Source organism: Streptomyces sparsus (genome assembly GCF_054776295.1).
Genome location: NZ_BAAHCA010000039.1, coordinates 1 through 16,263, shown reverse-complemented (window position 1 = coordinate 16,263; position 16,263 = coordinate 1). Strand labels below are relative to the sequence as shown.

Here is a 16,263-nt window from a genome sequence, read left to right as displayed (position 1 = left end):
CCTCCGACGGCCTGCCACCCGACTTCACCGGCGGCGCCTTCCGCCCGCCCAACGGCTGACCCGGGGGCGGGGCGGGGCGGGGCGCGGTGGCGAGGGCGGTTCCGGTGGCGGGGGTGTGCGGGGCGCGGTTCGGTGCTCTGTGCGCGGTTCGGTGTCCGTCCCGAGTCGGTGCCGTCCCGGTGAGGTGCCCGCCCCGAGTCGGTGCCCGGCCCGGTTTCAGTGCCCGGAGGTGGCCTTGAGGCCGACCACCGCGACCAGCAGCAGGCTGACGAAGAAGATCCGCGCCGCGGTCACCGGCTCACCCAGCACCACCATGCCCACGATCGCCGCACCGGCCGCACCGATGCCCACCCACACCCCGTAGGCCGTACCGATGGGCAGCGTCCTCACCGCCTGCGCCAGCAGCAGCATGCTCGCGGCGAACCCGGCCACCGTGAACACACTCGGCCACAACCGGGTGAAACCCTCGGTGTACTTGATGCCGACCGCCCAGCAGACCTCGAGCAGACCGGCGACAACCAGCAGAACCCACGCCATGACGGCACCTCCGTGAAGATCGGGCTACGGGGTGCGTCGTCTTTGCAGGGTCCCGGTACGGCGCGTCTCGTCGGGTACGTCAAGTATGCCAGCCGGGCCGCCGGGCCGCCGATGGGGGCAGCGCCCGACGGCGGGCGGGCGACGGCCGGGCAGGACCGCGCCGGCTACAGGTAGAGGCCGGTGGAGTCCTCGCTGCCGGCCAGACGCTCGGCCGCCACCGCGTGCAGGTCCCGCTCGCGCATCAGCACGTACGCGACGCCGCGCACCTCCACCTCGGCACGGTCCTCGGGGTCGTACAACACCCGGTCACCCGGCTCGACCGTCCGCACGTTCTGGCCGACCGCCACCACCTCCGCCCACGACAGGCGCCGGCCGACCGCCGCGGTCGCGGGAATGACGATGCCGCCGGAGGACCGGCGCTCCCCCTCGGGAATGTCGGTCCGCACGAGCACACGGTCGTGCAGCATCCGGATGGGCAGCTTGTCGTGGGTGGGATGAGAGCTCACGGCACGACCGTATCCCAGGGCCTCAGGACCGCCGACGGCGAGCCGACCCCGCGAGCAGCCCCACCACGGCGACCACCACCAGGGCGGCCGGCACGATGCGCTCCAGCCGGGGCGAACCGTCGGCGTCGACGAACTGCGCCCGCACGCCCGTCACCGCCCGGTTGGCGGCGATGTACGCCCGGCCGGCCGTGCGGTCCACCGCCGCGGCGGCCCGCGCCTTGGCGTCCCCCACGATGGTCTTCGGGTGCACCCGGACCGCGAGCTCGTCCAGCGTGACGGCGAGCTCCCGCCGCCGGTGGGCGATCTCAGCCTCGATCTGCGCGGGCGTTCTGGCTTCCGCCACCGCTCTGCCTCCGTCGTCTCGTCAGTGCTGCCGAACAGTCTGTCAGCTTGTTCCCCGACCTGCCCCATCACACCCCCGCTCGCCCGGCTGGCTACTCTCGAGGAGTTCACCCCCAGCCTGTGAGGAGCACAATGAGCGAGCGACTGCAGCCCGGCGACCCCGCCCCCGCCTTCACCCTGCCCGACGCCGACGGCAAGCAGGTCTCCCTCGCCGACCACGCGGGGCGCAAGGTCATCGTCTACTTCTACCCCGCCGCCCTCACCCCCGGATGCACGAAGCAGGCCTGCGACTTCACCGACAACCTCGAACTGCTGGCCGAGGCCGGCTACGACGTCATCGGGGTCTCACCGGACAAGCCGGAGAAGCTCGCCAAGTTCCGCGAGAAGGAGGAGCTCCGCGTCACCCTCGTCGGCGACCCGGAGAAGACGGTCCTGGAGTCCTACGGCGCCTTCGGCGAGAAGAAGCTGTACGGCAAGACCGTCACCGGCGTGATCCGCTCCACCGTGGTCGTCGACGAGCAGGGCAAGGTCGAGCACGCCCTCTACAACGTCAAGGCCACCGGCCACGTCGCCAAGCTGCTCAAGGACCTGGGAGTCACCGCGGCCTGACCCGGCCGCCCCTCCCCCGTCCGGCGTAACCGGCACCGCTGACGTTCGTTGACCTGTACGAGCCGGCCACACACGTCCGGCCGGAGCGCCCGCAGCGCCCCGGCCGGACCCGCCCAGCACCCGCCGGCCCATCCCCCGGGGAGGGACACGTGCCGGCCCACTACACCAGGGACACCCTCACCGCAGCGGTGGCCCGCTCCACAACGCTGTCGGACGTGGTCACCGCGCTCGGCGGCAGGCCCACCGACGGTTCCAGGCGGTACGCTCGCCGGCTGCTGAGCCGGTGGGGCATCGACGCCTCCCACCTGCAACGGGAGGGCGTGCGCCACACCGAGAGCCGGCTGCGGAAGGCCGTCGCCGACTCGACGAGCACAGCGGGCGTCTTGCGGCACCTCGGCATCAGCCCGGTGGGCGGCAACCACGCCCACATCGGCCGACGGCTGACCGCACTGGGTATCAGTACCGATCACTTCACCGGCAGGTCCCACTCCGGTAGGAGGGTGCGTCGCAGTCCGCTGGTGCTGGGTTCGCCCACGGACGGAAGAGCGCCCGGCGAGCGACTGCGGCGCGCGCTGCTCTCGATCGGCGTCCCGGAGACCTGCGCGGAGTGCCGAACGGGGCCCGTGTGGAACGGCAGGCCGCTTCGGCTCCAGGTCGACCACGTCAACGGTGACTGGTGGGACAACCGACCGCTGAATCTGCGGCTTCTCTGCCCCAACTGCCATGCGGTCACGGACACTTTCCGCGGCCGGAAGGGCAGGCCGTCGATGGAGGGCAACCAGTGAGCACGGGTCGTTCTCGGTGCAGTCGAGAACAACTCGTACGCGCAGCCGCGGAGGCCACCAGCCACACGGACCTGCTGCGACGCCTCGGCCGACCGCTGAACAGCGGCTCCTTGCGACGTGTCCGCTCCCGCCTCGCCGACCTCGGTGTCGACACCAGCCACTTCGAGGACGCCCGGACGCCCAGCCCTTCTCGGCACCGCTACTCCGAAACGCGTCTCCGGGAAGCCGCAGTCCGTGCCCACTCCCTCCGGGAGGTGCTCGAAGAACTGGGCATTCCGGCATACGACAGCGCCTACAGCCACCTCAAACGGAGGCTCGCCGGGTTCGGCATCGACACGTCGCACTTCACGGCCTCACCTCATGGCGGTCATCCCGTTCCCACCCGACAGGCACTGCACACCGCAGCCACGGGTGCCCGAAGCCTGAGTGAGGTGGCCCGCCGTCTTGGCCTCCCCGTGACGACCGCCACCCGGCGGCGGGTGAAGCAGTGGTGCACCGAGCTCGGCGTCCCGGCAGATCATCTGCTCGGCCAGGGGCACTTCCGCGGGGTTCCCTCCGGACGGCGAAAACCCGCCGGGGAGATTCTGCGCCGCCTGCCGACCGGGGCTCCCAGGGCGAAGTCGGCGATGCTGCGCAGGGCGCTGCTGGAGGTGGGCGCGGCCTACCACTGCGCGGAGTGCGGTCTGGGAGACCGGTGGCGCAACCGGCCTCTCGTGTTGGAGGTCGATCACGTCAACGGCGACAGGGCCGACAACAGACGGGAGAACCTGCGCTTCCTGTGCCCTTCCTGCCACAGCCAGTCCCGGACTTTCTCCCGGAGGAGAGCCGCTCGCAACTCGTGGCGAGGGCCGGACACCACCCGGTAAAGTGGCTGCGGGGCCGTAGCCCAACTGGCAGGAGGCACCAGCTTTAGGTGCTGGACAGCGCGAGTTCGAATCTCGTCGGCCCCACCCCAGGGCGTGGCAGGCGACTGCCACGCCCTCGCCGTTGCCGGCCCCCTCCCCCGTCCCCGCCCGCGCCGGGCGGGCGAGCGGGCTGCGTGGGTCAGGTCAGGAGGCGGGTGATGGTGGGGGCCAGTGCGCGGAAGGCCTGGCCGCGGTGGCTGATCGTGTTCTTCTCCGCGGGGGTGAGCTCCGCGCAGGTGCGGTTCTCCCCGTCGGGTTGCAGGATCGGGTCGTAGCCGAAGCCGCCGGATCCGCTGGGTTCGTGGCGGAGGGTGCCGCGCAGTCGGCCCTCGACGACGTGTTCGGTGCCGTCGGGCAGGGCGAGGGCGGCGGCACAGGCGAAGTGGGCGCCGCGGTGGTGGTCGGGGATGTCGGCGAGCTGGACGAGGAGGAGTTCGAGGTTGGCCCGGTCCGCGTCGGGGTCACCGTGCCGGCCCGCCCAGCGGGCGGAGAAGATGCCGGGTGCGCCGTGAAGCACGTCGACGCACAGCCCGGAGTCGTCGGCGACGGCCGGCAGGCCGGTGGCCCGGGCCAGGGTGTGGGCCTTGAGCAGGGCGTTCTCGGCGAAGGTGACGCCGGTTTCCTTGACGTCGGGCACCTCGGGGTAGGCGTCGGCGCCGACGAGTTCCAGGGCCGGCCCCGCTGCGTCGAGGATCGCGCGGAGCTCGGTGACCTTGTGGGTGTTACGGGTGGCGAGTACGAGGCGCTGCATGGTGGTGATTATTCCCGCGGTCGGCTGTGGTGGGTTCAGGGTGTGCAGACCTTGGTGAGTTTGTCCGCCGCGTCGCCGACGGGTCCGACGTCGGGGACTTCGCCCTTGTCGAGTGAGGTGCGGGCGTTGTCGACGGCCTTGCCGAGGTCGTCGGCGGCGGCGCCGACGTCGCTGTCGCCGGTGCTGGTGTCTATGCGCTTGAGGTTCTTGTCGATGCGGTCGAGGGCTTCGCGGGCCTGGGCGGGGTCCTCGGTGGCTCCGCTGACGGCCTGCTGGAGGTCGTCGGCGCTGTCGGCGACGACGACTGCGACGTTGGCGCAGTCCAGGGCCCGGTCGAGGGCGCCGCAGCCGGTGAGCAGAGCGCCGGCGGCTGCGAGGGTGAGGGCGGCTGCGGTGGTGCGGAGGGCCGGGTTTCGGCGCACGGGGTCTCCTCTTTCGGTCCGGACGGGCCGCACGGTGTGATCCGTGCGGCCCGTATCTGCCCAGACGCCGGGCGTCGACACCCGGTTGCGTTCACCGGGCTCGATCAGGCCCGCGGTTCGGGGCCGGCTCACTGTCGGGCCCGCGGTTCGGGGCCGGCTCACTGTGCGGGGGCGAGTGCCTGCCGCTGGGCGCCGTCGAGTTGGGCGCAGCCGATGACGGCGAGGTTGAGCAGGTGGTCGAGTTCGGCGCGGTCGAAGGGCGTGCCCTCGGCGGTGCCCTGGACCTCGATGAAGCGGCCGTCGCCGGTGCAGACGACGTTCATGTCGGTTTCGGCGCGGACGTCTTCCTCGTAGCAGAGGTCGAGCATGGGGGCGCCGTCGATGATGCCGACGCTGACGGCTGAGACGGTGCCGGTGAGCGGCTGGGCCTTGGCTTTGACGATCTTCTTCTGCTGGCTCCAGGTGATGGCGTCGGCGAGGGCGACGTAGGCGCCGGTGATGGCGGCGGTCCGGGTGCCGCCGTCGGCCTGGAGGACGTCGCAGTCGAGGACGACGGTGTTCTCGCCGAGGGCGCGGAAGTCGATGACGGAGCGCAGGGAGCGGCCGATGAGGCGGGAGATCTCGTGGGTGCGGCCGCCGATCTTTCCGCGGACGGCTTCGCGGTCGCCACGGGTGTTGGTGGCGCGGGGCAGCATGGAGTACTCGGCGGTGACCCATCCCTGGCCGCTGCCGCGGCGCCAGCGGGGTACGCCTTCGGTGACGCTGGCGGTGCAGAGGACCTTGGTGTCGCCGAAGGAGATGAGGACGGAGCCTTCGGCGTGTTTGGTCCAGGCGCGTTCGATGGTGACGGGGCGGAGTTGTTCGGTGGTGCGGCCGTCGATGCGTGACATGAGGGGAGCCTAGCGGGGTGCGCGACGAGGCCCGTTCCGCGGGGGAACGGGCCTCGGGTGCGGCGGTACGGGTCCGCGTGGCCGGTGCCGTGTGGGCGCACGGGGTGGGTTGTGCGCTGTCACGACGCGGGGTGTGCGCTCGGGGTGTTACATCATGTCTTCGATCTCGGCGGCGATCGGGTCGGCGTCGGTTCCGATGACGACCTGGATGGCGGTGCCCATCTTGACCACGCCGTGGGCGCCGGCGGCCTTGAGGGCGGCCTCGTCGATGAGGGAGGCGTCGGCGACCTCGGTGCGGAGGCGGGTGATGCAGCCTTCGATCTCTTCGATGTTGTCGAGTCCACCGAGTCCGGCGACGATCTTCTCAGCCTTGCTGGCCATGTCTGTATCTCCTGTGTGTCGGGCAGCCCACTGATCTTTGGCCCAGATTGCAACACTAGGCCACGGTTGGCCCATCCTCACGGGCGAAGGCTGGGTGGGTGCCGGGGACGGCGGTGACCGGTGGGCGCCGGTGGGCGGGCGCCGGCCCGTGGGAAACTGGTCTACACCAGCTTGCGGGCGGGGGCAAAACCCCTGCGCCGCCGAGTCGGTCCGTCGCTCGTCGGGGCGCCGGGCGACGAAGGTGCCGGAGTGCTCGCGGGTGGTGTGTTCGGGGGGTGGGCGGTGCTTTTTCGGGGGTGCCGCACACGGCCGGTGAGAGGGTCTGGACAGAGCGTTTCCGGGAGTGTGCGGGTACCCGGGAGTGTGTGCTCAATCGTGACCCGGGAGGGGGAATCACGGGTTCCTTATCCCCTCGTCCCCGTGCTAGAACTGGTCTAAACCACTGAGTGGTGTAGACCACGAAGTCAGCACGATGAAGACGCCGCCGTCTCTCCGTTCTCCACGTCCCCGGCGGCGCCTTGCCCACTGGAGGAAGTGTTATGTCCACGGCTGACGCTGCACCCGCAGCGGACAAGAAGGGCCGCGGTTCCGGCGCGATGGCTGTAGCACAGCGCATCGGCCGTAGCCTCATGCTGCCGATCGCGACGCTGCCCGCAGCGGCGCTCATGCTCCGTCTCGGTCAGGGCGACATGCTCGGCCGCGAGAACTTCCCGGCGTTCGTGAACAAGATCGCCGAGTTCCTCGCCGCCGGCGGCGGTGCCCTGCTCGACAATATGCCACTGCTGTTCGCGGTCGGCATCGCGGTCGGTTTCGCGCGGAAGTCCGACGGCTCCACCGGCCTCGCGGCCGTCGTGGGCTACCTGACCTTCCAGAACGTGCTGAAGGTCTTCACCGACGACAGCCTGCCCAAGGTGCAGGAGATCGTCGACGGCGAGATCGTCGACGTGGCGCCTTCGGTGAACGCCGGTGTGCTCGGCGGCGTGGTGATGGGCATCGTGGTCGCCCTGCTCTACCAGCGCTACCACCGCAAGAAGCTGCCGGACTGGCTGGGCTTCTTCGGTGGCCGCCGTCTTGTCCCGATCCTCTCCGCCTTCGCGGGCCTGTTCATCGGCATCCTCTTCGGCCTCATCTGGCCGGTGCTGGGCTCCGGGCTGCACGGTCTCGGTGAGTGGCTGGTCGGCTCCGGCGCGGTCGGCGCGGGCATCTTCGGTGTCGCCAACCGTGCGCTGATCCCGGTCGGCATGCACCACCTGCTGAACTCCTTCCCGTGGTTCCAGGCCGGTTCCTACGAGGGCAAGAGCGGCGACATCGCCCGCTTCCTCGCCGGCGACCCGACCGCCGGGCAGTTCATGACCGGCTTCTTCCCGATCATGATGTTCGCCCTGCCGGCCGCCTGCCTGGCCATGTACCACTGCGCCCGTCCCGAGCGGCGCAAGGTCGTCGGCGGCATGATGTTCTCCATCGCGCTCACCGCTTTCGTCACCGGTGTCACCGAGCCGATCGAGTTCACCTTCATGTTCATCGCCCCGGTGCTGTACGCGATCCACGCGGTGCTCACCGGCATCTCGATGGCGCTGACCTGGGCGCTCGGCATGAAGAGCGGCTTCGGCTTCTCGGCCGGTGCCATCGACTTCACGCTCAACCTCGGCATCTCCACGAACCCGATCGGCATCGTGATCGTGGGTCTGTGCTTCGCGGCTCTGTACTACGTGATCTTCCGGTTCGCGATCACCAAGTTCAACCTCCCGACCCCCGGTCGGGAGACGGACGAGGAGATCGCCGAGCTGGAGAAGGCCAACTACAAGGCCTGATCACCGGCGAGGGCGGATCGGCCAACGGGCCTGATCACCGCCCACGGACACCATCAAGGGGTGGGTCCCGGAACCACGAGGTTCCTGGACCCGCCCCTTCGTCGTGTCCCGAACCGTCCCGCCCGGGCGCGCCACCCGAACCGTTCCGCCCGCCCCGCCCCGGATCGGGCCCGGCCCGGTCCGGTCCGGCCCGATCCCGCTCGCCCCGCGTTGCTCAGAACACGTGGACGGCGCCGGGCCTGGCCAGTTCCACCGGGCCGTCGAAGGCCGTCCTGGCGTCGCGCAGGTTGACCTGCGGGTCTGTCCACGGCGGGATGTGCGTCAGGACCAGGCGGCCGACTCGGGCGCGCTGCGCGCAGCGGCCGGCCTCCAGGCCGTTGAGGTGCAGGTCCGGCACGTCCTCCTTGCCGTGGGTGAAGGAGGACTCGCAGAGGAAGAGATCGGCGTCGCGGGCCAGTCCGTCCAGGGCCTCGCACTCCCCGGTGTCACCCGAATAGGTGAGTACGGAGTTCCCGTGCTCGATGCGGAAGCCGTAGGCCTCCACGGGGTGGGCGACGAGGGCGGTGGTGATCCGGAAGGGGCCGAGTTCAAAGGTGTCCGAGGCGAGGGTGCGGAAGTCGAAGACCTCGCTCATGGCCTTGTCGGAGGGTGTGTCGGCGTAGGCGGTGGTGAGGCGCTGCTCGGTGCCGGCCGGGCCGAGTACGGGGATGGGGGCGCAGCGTCCGCCTTCGTGCCGGTAGTAGCGGGCGACGAAGTAGGCGCACATGTCGATGCAGTGGTCGGCGTGGAGGTGGCTGAGCACGACGGCGTCGAGGTCGTACAGCCCGCAGTGGCGCTGGAGTTCGCCGAGCGCCCCGTTGCCCATGTCGAGCAGCAGCCGGTAGCCGTCGGCCTCGACGAGGTAGCTCGAGCAGGCCGATTCTGCGGACGGGAACGAGCCCGAGCAGCCGACGACGGTGAGCTTCATAGGGGTGGGAACCTCCGCGCAGCCCGGTGGATGGGGGTTTCCCGAGGGTAAGCCGCGAGGCGGCTCGCGGCTCCTCGGGACAATGCCGGTGTGGGCGGAATCACCAGTGCGGGGTACGGTCGACGGATCGTTTCGCTCCCAGGAGGTGCCGGTGGAGACGTCCCTGTGGCTGGCGCTGGGCGTGGTGGTGGCACTGGCTCTGGTGGCGGCTCTCGTGGACGGCTTCGGCCGGTTGCCGCGCCGCGGCGGGTCGGCTGTTCCGGGTGTCGCTCCGGACGACGAGGGCGGGGGCTGCGTGCGGTCCGGTTCCCCGGGCCCCGCTCCCGAGTGGTACGGACAGTTGCGGGTGTGCGCGGACGAGGTGGGTCCGGCCGGCTGGCTGACCGAGCCCGCTCCGGACCGCCGTACGGGGACGGTGGCGGGAGTCGCCGCGTCGGGTTTCCCGGCGTATGCGAGGGTCCTGCATCCCGCCTCGATGGACGGCCGACCGGTGTCGTGGGCGGCGGTGGCCGCCGCCCACGGGCGCGGGGTGGGGCCGCTCACCGCCTGGCACGAGCTGCTCGGGACGGACCTCGACCCCTACGAGGCGTTCGGGCTTGAGGTGCCCGGACTCTTCGACGAGGCTCCCTCGCCGGGTCCGACGCCGCTGGCTGTCGCCGAGGCCCTGATCCCGGTGCTGGCCCGGCACACCGGTACTCCCGAGCGCTGCTGGTTCGGCCTGTGGCACGGCTACGGGAAGTGGGACTTCGACCGCTTCCCGCTGTTCGAGACACCCGACCGGAAGGAGGTGCTGCTGTCGGGTGCGCTGGCCGACGCGACCTCCGTGGTGGCGCTGGACGAGTTCGCGGAGCTGCCCGACCTGTGGTGGCCGCAGGACCGCGCCTGGTGCCTGGGCGGGGACGTGGACCTGGTGAGCACCTACGTGGCCGGCTCGGCGGAGTTGGTGGCGGGGTTGCTGGCCCACCCGGGGCTGGAGGTGCACCGGGTGGGGCCGGGTGGCCGGGTGGGCTGACGGCGGCCCCGCGGGTCACCCGGCCCTGAGGCCGTCAGGCCCAGAGCTGGCCGTGCAGCATCTCGACGGCTGCTTCGGTGCTCTCGGCGGTGTAGATGCCGGTCGAGAGGTACTTCCATCCGCCGTCGGCGACGAGGAAGACGATGTCGGCGGGTTGTTCGTCGCGCAGGGCTCGGCGGCCGACGCCGATGGCGGCGTGCAGGGCGGCGCCGGTGGAGACGCCGGCGAAGATGCCCTCCTGGGCGAGGAGTTCGCGGGTGCGGGCGACGGCGTCCGCGGAGCCGACGGAGAACCGCGAGGTGAGCACGGCCGCGTCGTACAGTTCGGGCACGAAGCCCTCGTCGAGGTTGCGGAGGCCGTAGACGAGGTCGTCGTAGCGGGGTTCGGCGGCGACGATCTGGATGTCGGGGCGGTGTTCGCGCAGGTAGCGGCCGGCGCCCATGAGGGTGCCGGTGGTGCCCAGCCCGGCGACGAAGTGTGTGACGGAGGGCAGGTCGGCGAGAATCTCGGGTCCGGTGGTGGCGTAGTGCGCGCCGGCGTTGTCGGGGTTGCCGTACTGGTAGAGCATCACCCAGTCGGGGTGCTCGGCGGCGATCTCCTTGGCGACGCGGACGGCGGTGTTGGAGCCGCCGGCGGCGGGCGAGGAGATGATCTCGGCGCCCCACATGGCGAGCAGCTGGCGGCGTTCGTCGCTGGTGTTCTCCGGCATGACGCAGACCATGCGGTAGCCCTTGAGGCGGGCGGCCATGGCGAGGGAGATGCCGGTGTTGCCGGAGGTGGGTTCGAGGATGGTGCAGCCGGGGGTGAGCCGGCCGTCCTTCTCGGCCTGTTCGATCATGTGGAGCGCGGGGCGGTCCTTGATCGAGCCGGTGGGGTTGCGGTCCTCCAGCTTGGCCCAGATCCGCACGTTCTCGGCGGGTGAGAGCCGCGGCAGCCGCACCAGGGGGGTGTTGCCGACCGCGGCGAGCGGGGAGTCGTAGCGCATCAGCGCATGCCTCCGGCCACGGCCGGGAGGATGGTGACGCTGTCGCCGTCGGTGAGCTTGGTGGAGACGCCGTCGAGGAAGCGCACGTCCTCGTCGTTGAGGTAGACGTTGACGAAGCGGCGGAGCTCGCCGCCCTTGGCGGGGTCGATGAGGCGCTCCTGGATCCCGTTGTGGCGGGTCTCGAGGTCCGCGAAGAGCTCCGTGAGGGTGTCTCCGTTGCCTTCGACGGCTTTCTGGCCGTCGGTGTAGGTGCGGAGGATGGTCGGGATGCGGACCTCGATGGCCATGGGGGTGCTCCTGTGTTTTCTCGGGTGGGTGCGCGAGGGGCTGCGGCGCTGCACGGGTGGTGGACGAAGCAGGGTCGGGCAGGTCGAGCGGGGTGAGCGGGTCGGGACGTGCGGCGGCGGCGCCGTCGGGGCGCAGCCCGGCCGACGTCTCAACAGATGGCGCTGGAGAGGCGGCACAGGTCGACGTGGAGGCGCGCGACGAGCAGGGTGCCCGGGGCCTTGTTGCTCACGTCGTGGATAACCATGGGCTCATCGTAACGATTCCCGGGGGCGGAATCGCTCGCTTGTTTCATCATGCGGACGAGGGCGTCTCAGTGTGTGTCAGTGCTTGTCAGTGGTTGTAGGACTCCACGATTTTGACCTCTTCCTCGGTGATCTCGCCGTCCACGATGCGGAAGGAGCGGAAGGAGACGGGGCCTTCGTCGTTGCCGCACTCGGCGGTGGAGACGAGCACGTAGTGGGCGCCGGGTTCGCCGGCGTAGCTGACGTCGGTGCGGGAGGGGTATGCCTCGGTGGCGGTGTGCGAGTGGTAGATGACGACGGGCTCCTCGTCGCGGTCGTCCATCTCGCGGTAGAGCTTCAGCAGGTCGGTGGAGTCGAACTCGTAGAACGTGGGTGAGCGGGCGGCGTTGAGCATCGGGACGAAGCGTTCGGCGCGGCCGGTGCCGAGGGGGCCGGCGAGCACGCCGCATGCCTCGTCGGGGTGGTCGGCGCGGGCGTGGGCGACGATCCGGTCGTGCAGTTCGCGGGTGAGGGTCAGCATGGGCGACAGCATAAGCAGGTCCGGCCCGCCCCCTGTCGGGGCGGGCCGGACCTGTGCGTGAGCCGGGCTCGGGGACGAGCCGGGGCTCGGGGTTACTTGGAGACGCGGGCGGCTGCCTCGGCCTCCTCGGCTGCGGCCTCGTCGGCCTCGATCTGCTCCTCGCTGTCGCCGGCGTCGCGGCGGCGGACGTACTCGAGGACCTTGCGCAGTTCCTTCTTGACCACGGGGGCCAGCAGGTACAGGCCGATGATGTTGAACAGCGCCGCCATGAACAGCGTGGCGTCGGACAGGTCGACCAGGACGCCCAGGGAGAGCAGCGCACCGACGACGATCATGGCGCAGAAGATGACCTTGTAGATGAGCTCCGAGGTCTTGCTGTGGCCGAACAGGTGGCCCCAGCACTTCAGGCCGTAGTAGCTCCAGGTGATGATCGTGGAGAAGGCGAAGAGCACGACGGCCACGGTCAGCACGTAGGGGAACCAGGGCAGTGCGGTGTCGAACGCGTCGGAGGTGATGGAGATACCGACGTTGGCCGCGCCGCGGTCGACCTCGCTGACGTCGCCTCCGGCGGCGACGGCCTCACGGGCGGCGAGGTACTTCGGGCCGCCCGCGATGATGATGGTCAGCGCGGTCATGGTGCAGATGACGACGGTGTCAATGAAGGGCTCGAGCATCGCGACGAGGCCCTCGGTGGCGGGGCGCTTGGTCTTGACCGCGGCGTGGGCGATCGGCGCGGAGCCGATGCCGGCCTCGTTGGAGAAGGCGGCGCGCTGGAAGCCGACGATCAGGGCACCGATGACACCGCCGGCGACACCCTGCGGGCTGAAGGCCTCGGTGAAGATCGTGCCGAGGGCCTCGGGCACGGCGGTGATGTTGAAGGTGATGACGAGCAGACAGGCGATGACGTAGAGGATCGCCATGGAGGGCACCAGGCGGCTGGTGACCTTGCCGATGGAGCGCATGCCGCCGATGAGCACGAGGGCGACGGTGGCGGCGATCAGCAGGCCGTAGAAGATGGCGCCGCCGTTGGTGCCGAAGAGGCTGTCGTCGCGGCCGCCGGTGACGGCGACGATCTGCTCCAGGGACTGGTTGACCTGGAAGAGGTTGCCGCCGAAGAAGGTGAAGAAGAGGATCATGACGGCGGAGAGGGCCGCAAGGACCTTGCCCAGCCCGGGCAGGCCGCGCTCGGCGAGGCCCTTGCGCAGGTACAGCATCGGCCCGCCGTTGACGGTGCCGTCCGCGTTGAACTCCCGGTACTTCACACCCAGGGTGCACTCGACGAACTTGGTGGCCATGCCGAGCAGACCGCAGAGGATCATCCAGAACGTGGCGCCGGGGCCACCGATGGAGATGGCGATGGCGACACCGGCGATGTTGCCGAGGCCGACGGTGCCGGAGACCGCAGAGGTGAGCGCCTGGAAGTGGTTGATCTCGCCGGGGGCGTCGCCCTGGTCGTACTTGCCGCGGACGAGCTTGAAGGCCGTTTTCAGATGCCTGACCTGGGCCAGCCCGAAGTAGGCGGAGAAGATCGCACCGGCGACGACGAGCCAGCCGACGATGAGCGGGAAGCTGGTTCCGAAGATGTCGACGCTGAAGAAGACGACGTCGCCGAGGAACTGGGCGACCGGTTCGAAGACGCTGTTGACGGCGTCGTTGACCGAGTCGGTCCAGGTGGTTTCGCTGTTTGCCATGGCCTACCTCTGGCTAATACGGCAGCGGGAACGGAAGGAGCACGCGGCGCGGTGCCGGTGCGAATGCGAGCGGACAGACGAACTTCGATGTCCAAAGGCCGAGCGCGTTGGTGCCGTCCGAGACTTCGGCGGGGTGAGACGGTCCCCCGCAAAAAACGGATTGGGAGTTAGTACCACGGAGAGCAACCACGACAGTGTGACCTGGGTCACACGTCCGCATTACGGTCGAGTCACGAGGCGAAGAATCCCCACAAAACGGACTCCTTTTGCGCTCAGATTCACAAGACGCTCGATAATCGACCACTCCGTGGTCACGTTACGTGCTCGTAACGGGGCTCACGGGAGCAGCGTCTCCAGAAGTGTCTCCTGGAGGCCGCCCAGCCAGAGGTAGGCCATGACCATGGGCTTCCGGGGGTCCGCGTCGGGCAGCGAGTAGAGCCCGCCGCTGTCCTCCTCGTCGGTGATGCCCAGCCTGCTGGCGATGGTGAGCCGCAGGTCGTTGAGGGCGCCGAGCCACTGCCGGGACTCGTCCGGCCCGAGGGTGAGCACCGCGCCGGAGGCGGCGTCCGGGGCCAGCGCGTCGAGGGCGTGGACGACGGCGAGCGCGTCGTCGCGCTTGCGGGCGCGCAGGTCACTCTCGGTGAACCGGCGGAACTCGGCCGACGCGGCACGGGCGTTGTCGTCCTCGGGCTCGCCGGGTGGGCTGTAGGCGTCGGGGAAGAGCCGGGCGAGCGCCGGGTCGGCGGGCGGCTTGCTGGGCCCTTCGGCGAAGAGGGCGGCGAGCGGGTCCTCGTCGGCGTCGGGCTCCTCGCCGGGGCCGATCAGTTCCAGCAGCTGGACCGCGAGGCTGCGCAGGATCGAGACCTCGACCTCGTCCAGCGCGGCGCGGGCGCCGCCCGCCTCGTCGGGGGCCGGCTCGAAGTAGCCCGCCATCAGCGGTCCTGCTGCAGGGTCGCCCACAGTCCGTAGCCATGCATGGCCTGCACGTCGCGCTCCATCTCCTCGCGGCTGCCGCTGGAGACGACCGCCCTGCCCTTGTGGTGGACGTCCTTCATGAGCGCCTGCGCCTTGTCCTTGGGGTAGCCGAAGTACGACTGGAAGACGTAGGCGACGTAGCTCATCAAGTTGACCGGGTCGTTGTGCACGATGGTCACCCAGGGAACGTCCGGCTCGGGCACCACCTGCGCTGCCTCGTCGGCCTCTGGAAGTTCGGTTTCCATGGGTACGGTCACGCCTTCCATGCTGCCATCCGACCCCGGTGGGTGTGCAAACGGCCACTCCGGAGGAGCACCGGCACGACACCGCGGGCGGCAGCCCACCGGATATCGTCATGCTGACGATATCCGTGTAGCATCCGCGGTATGAACGCTGTCGCAGATCCGGGGCCGCCCGTCGAGGTGCCGTCCACGGCGCTCTTCACCGACCAGTACGAACTGACCATGGTGCAGGCCGCGTTGCGAGCCGGTACGGCGCACCGCCGAGCTGCCTTCGAGGTGTTCACCCGCCGGCTCCCCGAGGGCCGCAGATACGGCGTGGTGGCCGGCACCGGCCGCGTCCTGGACGCCATCAGCAACTTCCGCTTCGACGAGGGCGTGCTGGGCTACCTGCGTGAGGCCCGGATCGTGGACGAGCCGACGCTGCGCTGGCTGGCGGACTACCGCTTCTCCGGCCGGGTGCTCGGCTACCCGGAGGGCGAGGTCTACTTCCCCGGGTCGCCGGTGCTGCGCGTCGAGGGCGGTTTCGCCGAGTGCGTGCTGCTGGAGACGGTCGTGCTGTCGATCCTCAACCACGACTCGGCCATCGCCTCCGCCGCCTCCCGGATGGCGGTCGCCGCCGGTGACCGGCCGCTGATCGAGATGGGCGCCCGCCGGGCCCACGAGCTGGCCGCGGTCGCCGCCGCCCGGGCCGCCTACGTGGGCGGCTTCAGCTCCACTTCCAACCTGGCCGCCGGCTTCCGCTACGGCATCCCCACCGTCGGGACGAGCGCCCACTCCTTCACCCTGCTGCACGACAGCGAGCGGGACGCCTTCACCGCGCAGGTGGCGTCGATGGGCCGCGGTACGACCCTGCTGGTGGACACCTACGACGTGGACGAGGCGGTGCGCACCGCCGTCGAGGTGGCCGGGCCCGAGCTGGGCGCGGTCCGCATCGACTCCGGTGACCTGCTGCTGCTCGCGCACCGGGTGCGGCAGCAGCTGGACGACCTGGGCGCGCACGGTGCGCGCATCATCGTCACCAGCGATCTCGACGAGTACGCGATCGCCTCCCTGGCCGCGTCGCCGGTGGACGCCTACGGGGTGGGCACCCAGCTGGTGACCGGCAGCGGCCACCCGACCTCCTCGATGGTGTACAAGCTGGTCGCCCGGGCGCAGTCCGACGACCCGGCGGCTCCGCTGCGGCCGGTCGCCAAGAAGTCGATGGGCGGAAAGCTGTCGGTGGGCGGCGTCAAGTGGGCCGCGCGGCGCCGGGACACCGCGGGTGTCGCGGAGGCCGAGGTGCTCGGCACCGGACGGGTACCGGAGGAGCTGGCCGGGCACGAACTCCTGGTCGAACTGATCACCGGTGGGGAGGTGGTGGCCCGTGAGCCGCTGGACGCCGCGCGCGACCGGCACCGCCGGG

The 16,263-nt window shown here is 70.5% G+C and carries 21 protein-coding genes, 1 tRNA gene and 1 riboswitch; of the genes, 7 read left to right on the top strand and 15 right to left on the bottom strand.

The window, feature by feature from the left end; all coding sequences use genetic code 11:
- Nucleotides 1–216 precede the first annotated feature (216 nt).
- The 3 genes from sugE to ACYVE9_RS04925 form a co-directional block, all read right to left on the bottom strand.
- Entirely contained in the window at nt 217–537 is a 321-nt protein-coding gene (gene sugE / locus ACYVE9_RS04935) for a quaternary ammonium compound efflux SMR transporter SugE (protein WP_461026461.1), read from the bottom strand.
- 30 nt (nt 538–567) lie between these two features.
- Nucleotides 568–635: riboswitch (guanidine-III (ykkC-III) riboswitch) on the bottom strand.
- Nucleotides 636–701: 66 nt separating this feature from the next.
- Nucleotides 702–1,004: a GroES family chaperonin gene (locus ACYVE9_RS04930; protein ID WP_461026462.1), complete on the bottom strand. Its 303-nt coding sequence runs from the start codon at nt 1,002–1,004 to the stop codon at nt 702–704.
- A 61-nt stretch (nt 1,005–1,065) separates the two neighbouring features.
- On the bottom strand, nt 1,066–1,386 hold the full coding sequence (locus ACYVE9_RS04925; protein WP_461026460.1) for a DUF3618 domain-containing protein: 321 nt from the start codon (nt 1,384–1,386) through the stop codon (nt 1,066–1,068).
- 131 nt (nt 1,387–1,517) lie between these two features.
- On the opposite strand from ACYVE9_RS04925, the gene bcp reads away from it, so the two are divergent.
- The 4 genes from bcp to ACYVE9_RS04905 all read left to right on the top strand — a co-directional run bounded on the left by bcp (nt 1,518) and on the right by ACYVE9_RS04905 (nt 3,729).
- Entirely contained in the window at nt 1,518–1,994 is a 477-nt protein-coding gene (gene bcp, locus ACYVE9_RS04920) for a thioredoxin-dependent thiol peroxidase (RefSeq protein WP_461026459.1), read from the top strand.
- A gap of 149 nt (nt 1,995–2,143) precedes the next feature.
- Nucleotides 2,144–2,779: an HNH endonuclease family protein gene (locus ACYVE9_RS04915; RefSeq protein WP_461026458.1), complete on the top strand. Its 636-nt coding sequence runs from the start codon at nt 2,144–2,146 to the stop codon at nt 2,777–2,779.
- A complete protein-coding gene (locus ACYVE9_RS04910; RefSeq protein WP_461026457.1) occupies nt 2,776–3,645 on the top strand; it encodes an HNH endonuclease signature motif containing protein in 870 nt (289 codons plus the stop codon). The genes ACYVE9_RS04915 and ACYVE9_RS04910 overlap by 4 nt, the downstream gene beginning before the upstream one ends.
- A gap of 9 nt (nt 3,646–3,654) precedes the next feature.
- Nucleotides 3,655–3,729, top strand: a tRNA-Leu gene (locus ACYVE9_RS04905).
- A 94-nt stretch (nt 3,730–3,823) separates the two neighbouring features.
- Here the strand turns inward: ACYVE9_RS04905 and rdgB are convergent.
- From rdgB to ACYVE9_RS04885, 4 genes are all read right to left on the bottom strand, one after another.
- Nucleotides 3,824–4,435 carry an RdgB/HAM1 family non-canonical purine NTP pyrophosphatase gene (rdgB, locus tag ACYVE9_RS04900; protein WP_461026456.1) on the bottom strand — a complete coding sequence of 204 codons (612 nt, stop codon included), beginning with the start codon at nt 4,433–4,435 and terminating at the stop codon, nt 3,824–3,826.
- Between the two features lie 35 nt (nt 4,436–4,470).
- Nucleotides 4,471–4,857 carry a hypothetical protein gene (locus ACYVE9_RS04895; protein WP_461026455.1) on the bottom strand — a complete coding sequence of 129 codons (387 nt, stop codon included), beginning with the start codon at nt 4,855–4,857 and terminating at the stop codon, nt 4,471–4,473.
- 158 nt (nt 4,858–5,015) lie between these two features.
- The gene (rph, locus tag ACYVE9_RS04890; protein ID WP_461026454.1) at nt 5,016–5,747 is read right to left on the bottom strand and encodes a ribonuclease PH; all 732 of its coding nucleotides are present in this window, start codon (nt 5,745–5,747) and stop codon (nt 5,016–5,018) included.
- Nucleotides 5,748–5,894: 147 nt separating this feature from the next.
- Nucleotides 5,895–6,128 (bottom strand): glucose PTS transporter subunit EIIB, encoded by a 234-nt coding sequence (locus tag ACYVE9_RS04885; RefSeq protein WP_461026453.1) that lies wholly within the window; start codon nt 6,126–6,128, stop codon nt 5,895–5,897.
- 539 nt (nt 6,129–6,667) lie between these two features.
- Here ACYVE9_RS04885 and ACYVE9_RS04880 point away from each other — a divergent pair.
- Nucleotides 6,668–7,939, top strand: coding sequence for a PTS transporter subunit EIIC (locus tag ACYVE9_RS04880; protein ID WP_461026452.1), 1,272 nt, complete (start codon nt 6,668–6,670; stop codon nt 7,937–7,939).
- A 214-nt stretch (nt 7,940–8,153) separates the two neighbouring features.
- Here ACYVE9_RS04880 and ACYVE9_RS04875 read toward each other — a convergent pair whose 3' ends face one another.
- Complete coding sequence (locus ACYVE9_RS04875; protein WP_461026451.1) at nt 8,154–8,906, bottom strand: MBL fold metallo-hydrolase; 753 nt, start codon at nt 8,904–8,906, stop codon at nt 8,154–8,156.
- Nucleotides 8,907–9,057: 151 nt separating this feature from the next.
- Between ACYVE9_RS04875 and ACYVE9_RS04870 the strand changes: the two genes are divergently transcribed.
- A complete protein-coding gene (locus ACYVE9_RS04870) occupies nt 9,058–9,918 on the top strand; it encodes a hypothetical protein (RefSeq protein WP_461026450.1) in 861 nt (286 codons plus the stop codon).
- Between the two features lie 34 nt (nt 9,919–9,952).
- On the opposite strand, the gene ACYVE9_RS04865 is transcribed toward ACYVE9_RS04870, so the two are convergent.
- The 7 genes from ACYVE9_RS04865 to clpS form a co-directional block, all read right to left on the bottom strand.
- Nucleotides 9,953–10,903, bottom strand: coding sequence for a PLP-dependent cysteine synthase family protein (locus ACYVE9_RS04865; protein ID WP_461026449.1), 951 nt, complete (start codon nt 10,901–10,903; stop codon nt 9,953–9,955).
- Nucleotides 10,903–11,190, bottom strand: a complete 288-nt coding sequence (locus ACYVE9_RS04860; RefSeq protein WP_461026448.1) for a MoaD/ThiS family protein — start codon at nt 11,188–11,190, stop codon at nt 10,903–10,905. Before ACYVE9_RS04860 ends, ACYVE9_RS04865 begins: the two co-directional genes overlap by 1 nt.
- A gap of 149 nt (nt 11,191–11,339) precedes the next feature.
- Nucleotides 11,340–11,435 carry a putative leader peptide gene (locus tag ACYVE9_RS04855; protein WP_461026447.1) on the bottom strand — a complete coding sequence of 32 codons (96 nt, stop codon included), beginning with the start codon at nt 11,433–11,435 and terminating at the stop codon, nt 11,340–11,342.
- A gap of 86 nt (nt 11,436–11,521) precedes the next feature.
- Entirely contained in the window at nt 11,522–11,953 is a 432-nt protein-coding gene (locus tag ACYVE9_RS04850; protein WP_461026446.1) for a M67 family metallopeptidase, read from the bottom strand.
- Nucleotides 11,954–12,045: 92 nt separating this feature from the next.
- A complete protein-coding gene (locus ACYVE9_RS04845) occupies nt 12,046–13,644 on the bottom strand; it encodes an alanine/glycine:cation symporter family protein (RefSeq protein ID WP_461026445.1) in 1,599 nt (532 codons plus the stop codon).
- 336 nt (nt 13,645–13,980) lie between these two features.
- Nucleotides 13,981–14,577 carry a DUF2017 domain-containing protein gene (locus ACYVE9_RS04840; protein WP_461026444.1) on the bottom strand — a complete coding sequence of 199 codons (597 nt, stop codon included), beginning with the start codon at nt 14,575–14,577 and terminating at the stop codon, nt 13,981–13,983.
- Nucleotides 14,577–14,885, bottom strand: coding sequence for an ATP-dependent Clp protease adapter ClpS (clpS, locus tag ACYVE9_RS04835; RefSeq protein WP_461026443.1), 309 nt, complete (start codon nt 14,883–14,885; stop codon nt 14,577–14,579). Before clpS ends, ACYVE9_RS04840 begins: the two co-directional genes overlap by 1 nt.
- A 120-nt stretch (nt 14,886–15,005) precedes the next feature.
- Here clpS and ACYVE9_RS04830 point away from each other — a divergent pair.
- The coding region (locus ACYVE9_RS04830) for a nicotinate phosphoribosyltransferase (RefSeq protein ID WP_461026442.1) at nt 15,006–16,263 on the top strand (1,258 nt) is incomplete at its 3' end.